Raw genomic sequence first — 12,824 nt, forward strand, 5'->3', positions numbered from 1 at the left:
ACAAGCCGCGTGCCGACAGCGCAAGCGCCGATAACGCGGACGGCGTCGGCTCGGATGCTTCCGCCGAATCCATTGCCTCCTCCGACGATGGCTGTGCCGCCTACGCGGAGTCGATGCTGCAACGGCTCGGCACATCGAAGTTCCGCGCCGGATTCGTGCTGTCGTCCAAGGACCGCGCCTACGCGCGTGCGAAGGGCCGCGCGACGATAGACCGTCACGCGCACGAGATGCTGGCCAAACGGGTCGGACCGGCCCAGCCGTACAAGGACGGCAAGCAGACGCCGTGGCGCGGGCATCCGGTGTTCACCGCGCAGCACGCCACCGCCACCTGCTGCCGGGGATGCATCGAGAAGTGGCATCACATCCCCAAAGGCCGTGCATTGACCGTCGAGGAGATCGACAGGCTCGCCGCAGTGGTGATGGCATGGATCGACCGCGACCTGACGAGACACCCGGATGTTCCCGGTGCCGCTGACCGTTCCCGCAGCGCATGACCGTCGGATCGTTCCCGATGCTTCGCGCTTCTCTCGGCTGACGGCCGAAAAGAGGCCAAATGGCCGCCGCCCGCGCGGCCATGGGTAGGATGGGGGCATGAGCAATCCCGAGCAAGAGCCTGATTTCGTGCCGTCCGAAACGCAGCCGCAGTCGCAGCCGGCGGCGTACACCGTGCCCGATCAGTATGCCGTTTCGGGCAAGCCCCTGCGGCCCGATCAGTTCCAGGCCCCCGGGCACTACACGAAATCCGGCGAACGGGTGAACGGCCCCGCCGGCATGAATCCCGCGCCGATGCCCAATCCCGCGATGCCGTATGCCCCGAACCCGTATACGGTCACGGCGGCGCAATCGCCGGCCATGCAGATGCCCTACCGGCAGCCGACTCCCTATCAGTCGCCGCTGCCGCCGACGCCGATGCCGCAGCAGACCGCGAACTTCACAGGCCCGCAGCAGTCCGCGAACCCCGCCATGCCGCAGCAGCCGTATCCGGCGTACCCCGCCTACGGCTGCCCCAGTCAGCCGGTGCCTCCGATGCAGTCGCAGCCGAAGAAACGCAATACGGGCGTCATCATCGCCGTCTCCGTGGTCGGCGGCATCGCGGCGCTGGTGTTCGTCGTGTTTTTCGTATTGGCCGGCTTCGGCATCATCGCCGACCACTCCGACGGCACGTCTGCCGCCGGCCGGCAGGGCTATGATTCCGTCCCCTTCGACGATCCGTACCAGATGCAGCGTGACATCTCCTCCATCACCGGAAGCAGCTGCCTATGGACCGACATCAGCGGCTACAGTGCGCTTGGCGGCGGCTCCGAGTCCAGCTCCATCCCCGGTCTTGACGGTGCCTACACCTGTGGTGACGACGAGATACTGCTGATGTTCGACACCACCGGCGACACCCGGCAGATGGTGTCGACGCTCGAGCGTTCCCTCGCCCAGGGAGACGACACGTTCGACGCCACGGTCACCGACTCGCTCGGCGACTACGCCGTATTGCACGACGACACGTGGATGGTCATCGGCAAGAACGCCGACATGAAGCAGCTCCACGACGCGTGGGGCGGCGACCTGCAGCGGCTCGACGAGCTCGCCGACTCCGGCAGCCGCGACACCATCTAGCGTTCGGTCGGCGCATTCGTCGCGATCGACGGCCATACCATGGCGGTCATGCGTTCGGGCCAGTCCTCGTCGACCGAGCCGCGTAGCGCCTCGCAGGCGATCATCGAACCGAGCATGGTGTCGAACAGGAACTTCGCGTTCAGGTCGGCGCGGAACCGTTCGAGTTCGATGCCGCGTTGGAAGAACGTGGCGAACGTCTCCTCCTCGGGCCTGATGGCCTGCTGCACGAGCCGCTGGAAGAACTCGTCGTCGGAGGTCAGGATGATGCCGATGGCTTTCACGCCCACGCTGGAGACGTACCGTTCCACCATTCGCCGCAGCATCAGCGTCAGGTTCTCGCGCGTCGGTTCGAGGCCGGCCAGCTCCGGCGACGAGGAGATCTCCAGCGCGCTGATCTTGCGCAGCAGGTCGTCGGCGTTGTTGTACCGGCGGTAGATGGTGGTCTTCGCCACTCCCGACCGGCGTGCGATCTCCTCGATGGAGATGCCGCCGACGCCCTTCGTCAGCGCAATGGCCAGCGTGGCCTGCATGATCTTCCGGTCGGTCTCCTTGCGGGTGCGTTCCCCGCGCTGGGTGGTCATCATTCCCTTCTTTCCCTATCGCGTTCTATCGCAATCGTGTATTCGCGTGTATTCGCTACAGCAGCTTCGTGCTTTCGATCGTGCTCACATACCACTTGTTGAACCGCACCAGCGGCTTGCGCAGCACAAGGCCGAGCAGCAGCGTCGGCAGGATGAACAGCAGCAGCATGCCGATCTGACGCCAGTAGTCGTTGTTGTAGATGCCGAACATGGCCGCGCGCATCGCGTTGATGGAGTGCGTGACCGGCAGGAACGGGCTGACGTCCTGGAAGAACTGCGGCATCACCGCCAGCGGGTACGCGCCTCCCGCGCCCGAGATCTGCAGCACGAGGAATATCACGCCGATGGCCTTGCCCACGTTGCCGAACGAGACGACCAGCGTGTAGATCATGAAGATGAACACGAGGCCGGAAAGCCATCCGGACAGCATGTACAGCCACGGATGCTCGGCCTGCACGCGCAGGAACAGCAGATTGCCCGCGCATACGCAGGTGCTTTGCAACAGCGACAGCACGGCGAACACGCCGAACCGGCCGAGGTACATCTGATGCGGCCTCGCGCCCGGCAGCGCCTCGCGGATGCGCCGCGAGACCGACGTCTTCAATGTCACCGCCATGAGCAGCGACCCCACCCACAGCGGCAGGAACGTATAGAACGGGCTCAGCGCCGAACCGAAGTTCTCGGCATGGAACACGGCCGTGCGCGTCACGCCCACCGGCGAGGCGATGGACTGCGCCAGCGACTCGGCGTCGCCGCCCAGCACCTTCTTCAGCGTGGCGTTGTCGCCGCTGTTCAGCGCCGACGTGATGTTCTTCGACGTGGCCTTCAGCCTGTTCGCCGCATCGCGCAGGTCGTCGCTCGTGGCGTCGAGCGTCTTGCGCGTGTTCGTCAGCTTCGAGGCCGCCGACTGCGACGAGTTCGCCAGGTCGTTCACCGCGGTCTTCAGGTTCGCGGCGCTCGCGTTCAGCGAGGAGGCCGTCTGCGCCACGTTGCCGGCCAGCTTGTCGATCTGCGGCTTGAGGTCCTTGTCGAAGTCGGTCTTCAATCCGGCCACGCCGGTCTTCGCCTGCTTGGCGAGGTCGGCGATGGCGTCACGGTCCTTCTGCGCGTCGGCGTTGCCGTTCTCGATGCTCGTGGCCGCGTCAAGCAGCTTGTTCTTCAGGTTCGTCTGCAGGGTGATGACGCCCTCGAACTGCGTGATGACGCGGTCCACGGACGTCTGCCCCACATGGGTCTGCAGCGCCGCGCGCAGGTCCTTCAGATCCTGCAACACCTGCTGGTATCCGGTGATCTGGTCGTTGATGGTCGACGCCTGGTCGCGCAGCGCCTTCGCCGAATCCGCGCTCTGCGTATCCACCGCGTCGTACACGGAGGCGATGTCGTCGGCCACGGCCGCGTAGCTGCCCGAACTCGACTGCAGCGCCGTCGACAGCGCCGACGTGGAATCCTTGAGCGCCCCGGTGATTGTGGAACCGGCCTGCTTCGCGCCCTTCATCGTGCCGCCCACGTCCTCGGCCGAGGACGACGCCTGTTTGAGCAGCCTCGACGAGTTCACGATAAGCGACTGCGCCGAATCGGTCATCGACGAATACGTGCCAACCGTCGTGGCGGCGTCGTCCAACTGTCCCGAGATCTCGTCGATATGCGTGGCGAGGTTCGCGATGCTGCTGTGCACGTCGGCGTCGTCAAGGTAATCCGACAGCGAGGAGACGATGTTGAGCGCCACGTCCGAAAGCGTGGTCGTGAACAGCGTGTTGATCTGTGCGGCCACCTGGTCGGCGCCCTGTCCCGTCACCTTCGGCGCGAGCGCGTTCTTCTTCTCGTTCGTGTAATACGTCAGTTTCGCGTGCTGCACGTCCGACGAGAAGAACGTCATCATGTCGGTGCTGAAGCTTTTCGGGATCACGACGGCGGCATAGTATTTGCCGGATTTCGTGCCGTCGATGGCGTCGTCCTTCGTGGTGAACGTCCAGTCGAGCTGGGAGTTCGCGCGCAGCGCCGAGATCACCTGGTCGCCGACGTTCACCTTCATCGGAATCAGGTCGCTCTTGTATCCCTCGTCGGTGTTCGCCACGGCGAACTGCAGGTTCTTCGTACTGCTGAACGGATCCCAGCTGGCCGCCACGTTGAACCAGGTGAACAGCGAGGGCAGCGCGACCAGTCCGATGACGATGATGACCGAGACGACGTTGCTGGTGATGCGCCTGAGATCGCCGGTGAAGATACGCCAGATCGTCCTCATCTCACATCTCCTTTCCGTTGCCGTTGTCGTCGTTGGCGGCATTGTCGTCGTTGCCGCTGCTGTCGGGATTGTCCGTCGCGGAGCCGGCGGCCGCGTCCGGAGCCGTGTGCTTCGGACGGCGTGCGTTCGCGCCGCCGGAAGCGGCACGCGGCGCGACCATCGGCAGTGCCAGCCCTCTGAGCCTGCTGCGCACGGAGAACAACGCGCGGATGTCCTCGTCCTTCATCGAGCCGAGCATCATCTGCCGTTGGATGTTGTCGCGGATGTACTCGATGGCGATGAGGAAGCCGATCATCAGCAGGATCCACAGCGCCCACGCGGCCAGGATCACCACCTTGCGGCTCGCATCCACGAAGTTCGAACTCACGGAGAACAGCACGATCAGCGCGATGGGCACGATGATGCCGGCCACGATCGCACCGATCTTGAGCCGCGGGTACAGGCGGGCGAACTTCATGGCCCGGTGATGGATGGCCGCGCGGTATTCGGCGCGGTTCGACAGCGCGCGGATGGCCTGCGAGAAGCGGTACCGGCGGAACGGCGTCTCGACCTTCTCGCCGATGATGATGTCGCTCTGCTCGATTTCGCGGGCGAACAGGCGGTTGAGGTTCGTCAGGTACGGGCGCAGCGCCAGACCAAGAACGAAGCTCGCCGCAATGAACACGAACAGGTGGGCGATGGCCGTCGCATAGTGGTTCTCGTAGAAGCCGCCGATGGTCTCGCGCAGCGCGTCAATGCTGTACGTGAACGGGAAGAACGGGTAGAGATGGCGGAAGAACCCCGGCATCATCTCGATGGGGTAGAGGCCGGAGGCGCCCGGGATCTGCACGATGATGAGCAGCACGCACAACGCCTTGCCCACGTGCTGGAACGTGGTCGAGAGCGAATACGTGATGCTCAGGTACGTGAGCGAGGTGAGCGCGCCGGTCGCGATGAACGCGGGCACGTTCGCCGCCTGCACGCCGATGACGAGGTCGCCCACGCAGCAGATGACGCCCTGTGCGATGGCGAACATGGCGAGCAGCAGCCAGCGGCCGAGATAGCTCTGCCCGATGGTCAGGCCGTCGATGTCCTCGTCGTCCACCTCGAGCTTCACGATCACCATGAGCACGAACGCGCCCACCCACAGCGAAAGGTCGGTGAACAGCGGCGCCATGCCCGAACCGTACGAGTTCACGGGGAAGAGCGTATCGGTCTTGAGCGTGGTGGGGGAGAACATGAAGTCGGCGATCTTCGTGGCGTCGAGCCGGCCGTTCGAGGTGAGCTTCCTCCACGCGTCCGACGTCGACAGTGCGGTCACGTCGGTCTGCGCGGTCTTGAGGTCGGTTTCGATGTCGCCCAACGTGGCGTCGGTCTGTTCGAGGGCCTTGGCCGTGGTGGCGAGCGTGGAGTCGAGCTGGTCGAGCACGGCCGACGTCTGGTCGACCAGTCCCTGCTGGCGTTCGATGGCGCCGCTCAGGCCGCTGGCCGTGGAGCTCAATTGCGCCAGCCCGGAGTTGACCTGCGGCATGGTGGTGTCGCCGAGTGTGGCTCGGTAGCCGTCCACCGTCGTCAGTGTGTTCTGCACGGCCGTGTCGAGGCCGTTCGTGGCGCCCGCGACCGACGTCGCCGTCCTGCCGGTGTCGTCGCTGAGCGTCGAAAGATTGTCGAGCGTCTGCTTCGTGGCTTCGTTGTCGTGCTTGAGTCCGGTCACGCCGTCGCCGTTGCGGCCGTTGATGAGCTGATGCAGCTGCGTGCGCACCGTCGAGTTCTCGGGCAGCGACTGTTCGATGGATTCAAGCGCCGTGATGACCTCCGCATTGCGTTCGTTCACGCTTTTGCCGGTCTCGATGGCCGAATCGACCGTGCCCTTCGCAGCGGTGATCTTGCCCGCCACCGTGCCCACGGAGACGTTAGCCTTCGATGACGACTGCGACAGCAGCCGCGAACCCTGGTCGAGTGTCGACGACATCGACGACGAGAACTTCGTCAGGTCGTTGCTCGTCGACGTCAGCAGCTTCGCCGTGCCCTGCAGGCCCTGGCTCAGCACTGCCGCCTGCTTCTGCGCCTGGGTCAGCGTGGTCTTCGCGCCGGCCGCCTTCGTGCGGGCCGCCGCGACCGTGGAATCGAGGTCGGCGATGGAGTCTCGCGCCGACTGCAGGTTGCCGACTGATTTGCCGAGCGTCTTCGTCGCGTTCGACTGCGCGGTGCGGGCCTTGCCCTGCACCTGCGCTATCTTGTCGTTCACCGTGGCCGTGATCACCTGGCTGGCCGTGGAGACGAACGTGTTGTTGATCTGCGTGTCCAGCGTGGTCGAGCCGATGTCGGTGATCTTCGGGGCGATGGCGTTCGCCTTCTCGTTCACGAAGTATTCGAGCTTCGGCTGCTTGAAATCGCCCGAGACGAGCGTGGCGAGATTCCTGCTGAAATCCTTGGGGATGACGAACGCGGCGTAGCTGCGGCCCGACTTCACCTCGTCGAGCGCATCGGCCCGGCTGACGAAATGCCAGCCCAACTGGTCGTTCGACTTCATGCTCTCCACGATCTGGTCGCCGAGATTGAGCTTGCCGAGCATATCGCTGCTCGTGCCTTCGTCCTCGTTCGCCACGGCCACCTGAATCGACTTCGTGTTGCCGTACGGATCCCAGAATCCGACGATGTTGAACCACGCGTACAGCGACGGGATGACGACCAGACCGACGCAGATCACCCAGGCTGCGGGCACCCTCAGCAGTCGGAGCAGGTCGCGTTTGACCAGACGCAATACATTTCCCACGGACTCCCCGCTCCCATCTATGCACGTTTCCCATGCCGTTGTGCCGTTTTCGGCTGAGTCGTTCCATGCCGTCGCGCCGGCCGCGGCATGTATGCCGGCCGGCTGCGCGGTCATGGAATCGAGCACTACGTATTCCGTAGCACTACGGTAAGCGTAGTGTTCGACAACCGCAGAACGCCCACATCACGACCCCTATACTGGGAGCGGCGACAGACCGCCGCCATCTCAAGCGAAGGGGAATCGTCATGGCCACATATCATGCCGGAGAAGACAACCGTCGTTCGCATCGCGGCGCACGCCGCCCAGCCGCCCCATGGAATCCGCTCTGCGCCGTCGCCGGCATCCTCACCGTGCTCGCCGGCCTCGCCGTTGCCATCCGTGGCGTCGCCCCGCAGATGGTCCCCGTTGTCAAAGACCAGACGCTCACCACATGGACCATCATCGCCGGCGTCCTCGCCGTGCTTACGCTCGTCCTCGTCATCGTCGCCCGCGTCACCGCGCCCGCCGGCCACCGCCGCAGCGCCGCGTCGTCATGGGGAATCCTCGCCATCGTCCTCGCCCTGCTCATGATGTGCGCCGGTCTCGTCACCAGCAATCTGTTCTCCGAAGGCGTCGTCAAGCCCGAGGTCCGCGATGAGGCGCCCATCAGCAACACCGAGGAGATGCAAAGCGGCGTCGAAGGCGTTTTCGGCGCCTGCACCACCAAATGGCAAAGCGTCAACGCCAGCCAATACCCCGGCGTCAAGGCCATCTATCTGTGCAAGCAGACCCGCGTCGCCTACGCCATCTTCGACAACTCCTCCGCCATCGGCCTCTACAAAGCCCCGCTCGCCACTCAGGCCTCCAAGCTCCTCGACCAGTACTCCGGCGAGGTCGGCTCCACCAAATACGCCATGCTCATCGGCAAACAGTGGATTCTCGTTGGCGAACAAAGCAAGATAGAAAAACTGCAGCATTCGTGGGGCGGCACCATCAATACCATCGAATAAATCGCCGTGCGATGGGGCGTCATTCGCACGGCTGATGGATTCAGGTGTAAAACACTGAAAATTCGGCGTGCTCCATCGATATCGACGTCAATCTCATGGATTGCGATGCATATCGGGGAAAATGCTGTCGAATCCATCGACGAATGATGATTGTGGATTGCAAAACCGCATGATTTCAACGTTTTTACAATGAACTCGCTGTATTGTTCATGGACTGCGATGCAAGACGCTGATAATGCAACGCAGTCCATCGTTCGGTCCGCATTGTGGCTGCCGTCTCATACAACAGTCACGGAAAACAAGGACCGGCGCGTATGACATGAAAGGCGGGTATGCGAAAGGGTCGGCTTCCCGGATGAGGAAGCCGACCCTTTCCATGATTCCGGTCGGCGGATGCCGTTCGGATGGTTATGAATGCGGATTACATGGCGTCGCCGCTGTATTGGCCGTAGGAGGAGCCGTAGCTGCTGCCGGAGCCGTTCGAGTTGCCGGAACCGGAATCCGAGCCGGAGCCGGAATTGGAATCGGACCCGGAGTTTGAGCCGGAGCCGCTGTATCCGTTGGTTCCCGAACCGTTGCTGTAGCCATTGCCGTTGCCATATCCCGGCATCTGCATCGAGCGTCCGTATCCGGGCATATTGCCGGGCTTGTGCGTCTGCGAGAATATGTACGAGCCGCCGAACCCGCCCAGCAGGCCGCACACCAGTGCGATCGCCGCCACCAGTGCGAGGCTGCGGCCCTTCAGTTCGGTGATCGCAGCCAATCCCTTGCCCTTGGTCTTGGTCTTCGTGGCTGGGCCGGGTGCCGCGCCGTTTGATGCTGCGGTGTTCGGCGCCATGGTGTTTGCGGCGCCTTGGGTTTGTGCCGCCGACTGGTACTGGTACTGAGGCGTCTGATGGGCGGCCGTCTGGTATTGCGCCGACTGATACTGACCGGTTGCAGTCGGTTGCGGCTGTGCGGCCGCCGATGAATTCGCCGGCGCGGCATACGACGCGTTTGTTCCGGCATATGCCGATGCCGCATACGTCTGCTGCGTCTGCGTTGTGGACTGCTGGTATGACGGCTGCGACTGCGTCGTCGGTGTCTGCGCCGTCTGTGCGCCGAACGCCGACGGGCTCGCGGCCCCGCCTGCGTTCTGTCGGGCATCCTTCGAGGGAATCGGCCGCACCGGCTGCACGGTTTCGGTCGGTGCCTCCTGCGCCTTCTTCGACTGAGGGTCCAGCACGACCGTCTGGGGGTCGCCGGTCTCGAGGCCGTCCGCTTTGCCGGTGCCGGTCGCGTTGACGCCGGCCGTGCCGGCGATGGGCGCGGTGGCCTCGGTCATGGTCGTATCGCCGGCGTTGCCGCCGGTGCCATTGTTCGCGTTGGTGACGTTGGGATTGGGGTTGGAGTTGGCTGCGTTGGAGCCGTTATCGGTCATGGTGCACTTCCTTGGGGCGGGAAACATTCGTTGTACTGCTGATTCTCAGTAAACGACGCCCGTCGCAAGACCGACTGAATCGTCGCGCAACATCCCCTGCGACTTTTGCCGACGTATCGTGAAAGCTTCCTGAACGAGACCTGAAATCGGCTCGTGGCGGAGTGGCATCGTCCGGCCAGAGAACTTGACGTACCTTTGTACGCCTTCGTTCTCTGGCCGGCCGATGCCGCACGCGTCACGAGCCGATTTGCGGTGTCATACGGTCATGGCGGCGCGTCGGCGGCATCTGCCTACGCGCCGCAGGTGAATTGGTGCGTAATGCGCTGATTCACAGACCGTATTCTTCGTGGGCGAACTTCTCCAGGGCGCCGATGGAACGCTTCACCTTTTCGGTGTCGATGCAGTAGGCCATGCGGAAGTAGCCGGGCACGCCGAAGCTGTCGGACGGCACGAGGATGAGGTCGTGCTCCTTGGCCTTGAGACAGAACGCGGTCGCGTCGTCCTCGAGGGCCTTGGGGAAGATGTAGAACGTGCCGCCGGGACGCACCACGTCGAAGCCGATGCCGGTCAGGGCGTCGTACAGCAGGTTCATGTTCGTCTCGTACACGGAAAGGTCGGCGGTCTTGTCGAGCACCTTGGAGACGCCCAGCTGGATGGAGCTCGGCGGGCAGTTGTGGCCGGTGCCGCGCGAGATCTGGCCCATCATCGGCACGAGCAGGTCGGCGTCGGTGGCGGCCGGGTTCACGGCCACGTAGCCGATGCGCTCGCCCGGCAGCGAGAGGGACTTCGACCACGAGTAGCAGCTGAGCGTGTTGTCGTAGAACTTCGACGGATACGCCTGCTCGCCGCCGTCGAACACGATCTCGCGGTACGGATCGTCGCTGATGAGGAAGATGTCGTGACCGTATTCCGTCTGCTTGGCCCGCAGGATGCCGGCCAGCCTCTCCAGCGTCGCCGCCGAATACACGGCGCCCGACGGGTTGTTCGGCGTGTTGATGAGCACGGCCATGACGTCCGGGTTCATCGCCTTTTCGAACGCCTCGAAGTTGATCTGGAAGTTCTCCGTATCGGCCGGGACGATGGTCAGGCGGGCGCCGGTGCCCTTGACGTACGGCTGGTATTCGGGGAAGTACGGCGCGAACGTGATGATCTCGTCGCCCGGCTTCGTCACCGCGCGCATGGCGTGGGCGAGTGCGCCGGCGGCTCCCGTGGTGGGGAAGATGTGGTTGCCGGTGTAGTTCATGCCGAAGCGCTTGTTGAGGTTCTCGGCGATGGCGTCCTTCACCTCGGGGATACCGAGCGAGGGGGAGTAGCCGTGGATGGCCACCGGGTCGCCGTGCGCGTACAGGTCGACCATCGCATCGGTGAACGCGGAAGGCGCGGGCACGCTCGGGTTGCCGAGACTGTAGTCGAACACGTTCTCGTAGCCGATTTCCTTGCCGCGCGCGGTCGCGTATTCGCTCAGCTCGCGGATGACGGACTTGCCGCCCAGCATCGCCTTGTAATCCTCGTTGATCATTCCATGCTCCTGTTCTATACGTATGTTCCTTACGCGCTGTTCGCGCGTACGTTATGCACGTATCCCGATGCTTGCCGTTTTACCATGATGCGGCGAAGTGCCGCAGCATCGTTCCGCACTTTTCTTGGCTCCTCCTGCGAAGTGGAGGGGAGCTGTCGAGCGCGGCGAGACCGAGGGGTGCCTTCTCGACGGGATTCGTTCTATCAAGCCGTGGCGTTTGCCTAGGGCATCTTCCGCGTAACCAGCAGCACATGACGTCGTTTCGCGTCGGTCGTCGCGAAGATGTACGTCTCCCCGCCGTCCTTGAGCTTGAGTTTCCTGCGCAGCGCCGCCACGTTCATCGGGAAGTTCCGCGTGGCGATGTTCGCATGCGTGACGCCGGCCAGTGCGGCCTTGAGCTCGCGCTTGCCCATGCCGGTCACGGCGTCGACGGCGAACGCGCGGCCGGGGAATCCGGCGACGGGCCGGTTCGATACGAACAGATGGCTGTTCGCGCCGATCTGTCGCACGCCGTACCGTCGTTCGATAAGCGCGAAGCATCCTGCCTTCATGATCGAGGCGTTCGGCTCGTAGAGGTATCGATATTCGGAGACGTCATCGGCGGCGCCGTTGAACTCGGCGCCATCGCCGTCGTTATCTCCGTCATCGGCGATTTCGCCGGATTCATCAATATGATATTCGACTATTTTCGAATCATTGACGCAATACATCCGAATGTGACGATTCGCGGTTTCGTCGATGACGTCGCCATCGCCGACATTGCGATCGCCGACATTGCCGGATTCGCCGCCGGCGCCCTTACCCGTCGGCCGGCCCAGCACGAGGAGCAGTTCCTTGCATTCATTGCTCGTCGAAACGATATGCACCTCGCGTACCAATTCGGCGCCGCCCAGGTCCTGCACGGCCTTGCGCCAGTCGAGCATGGGGGAGAGCTTCACCATCACATATCGGGCGCGATCGAGCAGCAGCGGCTCCAGCGCAATGACGTCGGGCGTGCAGTCGGCGATGGCATATGTGCGTGCGCCGTGCGAATCACGTCGAGCTGGATCGATGAAGATCATCGTGGCGGACGGGTCCGTGGCGGAGCCGCGCAGATGCTCCGTCGAATCCGCGTTGACGATACGGACGTTCTTCAATCCCAATGCCGTCATGTTATGCCCGGAGATCGCGCACAGGTGCTGCTGACGCTCCACATACACGCCCTGCGAAAACGCGCGCGCCATATACGAGAAATCCACGCCGAAGCCACCGGTCAGATCGATAAGCGTCGTATCGGTGTCCGGCGACGGAGCGGTGGTCATCAGCCGCTTCGCCACATCGGCCTTGTACAGCGCCGTCGACTGCGACGAACACTGTTCCATCGAGATATGCGGCGGATAGATGATGCCGTCATGCGCAGCCCACTCGGGAAGCTTCGTCCGCGCGCGCTGCCGGCCGTCGATCTGCTCGAGCGCGACGGCCATATCGACGCCGTCGCCGGCCTTGGCATGCAACGCCAGGTCGCGCACGTCGCCGTCTCGATGCGCACGGATGAATTCACGGGTTTCCAGACTGATTTCCACGCCAACATTGTAGATGACGGCACATATGCGAAGAGCCGGCTTTTTTATCAGCCGGCTCTTCGCATATGTGCCCCCCGTGGGACTCGAACCCACAACCCACGACTTAAAAGGACGCTGCTCTAACCAATTGAGCTAGAGGGGCAACGAC

General features: G+C 63.5%; 9 protein-coding genes and 1 tRNA gene. 3 read left to right on the forward strand and 7 right to left on the reverse strand.

Going from position 1 to position 12,824, the window contains the following annotated elements; translation table 11 throughout:
- The first annotated feature begins 113 nt into the window (after positions 1-113).
- Positions 114-494 (forward strand): DUF4186 domain-containing protein, encoded by a 381-nt coding sequence (locus tag GFD18_RS04765; RefSeq protein WP_163198964.1) that lies wholly within the window; start codon positions 114-116, stop codon positions 492-494.
- A 97-nt stretch (positions 495-591) separates the two neighbouring features.
- Positions 592-1,608, forward strand: a complete 1,017-nt coding sequence (locus tag GFD18_RS04770) for a hypothetical protein (RefSeq protein WP_163198571.1) — start codon at positions 592-594, stop codon at positions 1,606-1,608.
- On the opposite strand, the gene GFD18_RS04775 is transcribed toward GFD18_RS04770, so the two are convergent.
- From GFD18_RS04775 to GFD18_RS04785, 3 genes are read right to left on the reverse strand one after another with little or no spacing between them, the layout of a single operon-like run.
- A complete protein-coding gene (locus tag GFD18_RS04775) occupies positions 1,605-2,189 on the reverse strand; it encodes a TetR/AcrR family transcriptional regulator (protein WP_163198568.1) in 585 nt (194 codons plus the stop codon). The two genes, GFD18_RS04770 and GFD18_RS04775, sit on opposite strands and share 4 nt — an antisense overlap.
- Before the next feature lie 55 nt (positions 2,190-2,244).
- A complete protein-coding gene (locus tag GFD18_RS04780) occupies positions 2,245-4,431 on the reverse strand; it encodes a YhgE/Pip domain-containing protein (RefSeq protein ID WP_163198565.1) in 2,187 nt (728 codons plus the stop codon).
- Between the two features lies 1 nt (position 4,432).
- Positions 4,433-7,186, reverse strand: coding sequence for a YhgE/Pip domain-containing protein (locus GFD18_RS04785; RefSeq protein ID WP_163198562.1), 2,754 nt, complete (start codon positions 7,184-7,186; stop codon positions 4,433-4,435).
- Between the two features lie 245 nt (positions 7,187-7,431).
- Here GFD18_RS04785 and GFD18_RS04790 point away from each other — a divergent pair, with 245 nt between their 5' ends.
- On the forward strand, positions 7,432-8,175 hold the full coding sequence (locus GFD18_RS04790) for a hypothetical protein (RefSeq protein WP_163198559.1): 744 nt from the start codon (positions 7,432-7,434) through the stop codon (positions 8,173-8,175).
- A gap of 421 nt (positions 8,176-8,596) precedes the next feature.
- Here the strand turns inward: GFD18_RS04790 and GFD18_RS04795 are convergent, their stop codons facing one another.
- The 4 genes from GFD18_RS04795 to GFD18_RS04810 all read right to left on the reverse strand — a co-directional run bounded on the left by GFD18_RS04795 (position 8,597) and on the right by GFD18_RS04810 (position 12,818).
- A complete protein-coding gene (locus GFD18_RS04795; RefSeq protein ID WP_163198556.1) occupies positions 8,597-9,595 on the reverse strand; it encodes a hypothetical protein in 999 nt (332 codons plus the stop codon).
- A gap of 328 nt (positions 9,596-9,923) precedes the next feature.
- Positions 9,924-11,114 carry a pyridoxal phosphate-dependent aminotransferase gene (locus GFD18_RS04800; protein WP_163198553.1) on the reverse strand — a complete coding sequence of 397 codons (1,191 nt, stop codon included), beginning with the start codon at positions 11,112-11,114 and terminating at the stop codon, positions 9,924-9,926.
- A gap of 221 nt (positions 11,115-11,335) precedes the next feature.
- Entirely contained in the window at positions 11,336-12,676 is a 1,341-nt protein-coding gene (locus tag GFD18_RS04805; RefSeq protein ID WP_163198550.1) for a THUMP-like domain-containing protein, read from the reverse strand.
- Positions 12,677-12,744: 68 nt separating this feature from the next.
- Positions 12,745-12,818 (reverse strand) — tRNA-Lys (locus GFD18_RS04810).
- Between the last annotated feature and the right edge of the window lie 6 nt (positions 12,819-12,824).

It is taken from the genome of Bifidobacterium saimiriisciurei, from assembly GCF_010667655.1.
In the GTDB taxonomy this organism is placed as follows: domain Bacteria; phylum Actinomycetota; class Actinomycetes; order Actinomycetales; family Bifidobacteriaceae; genus Galliscardovia; species Galliscardovia saimiriisciurei.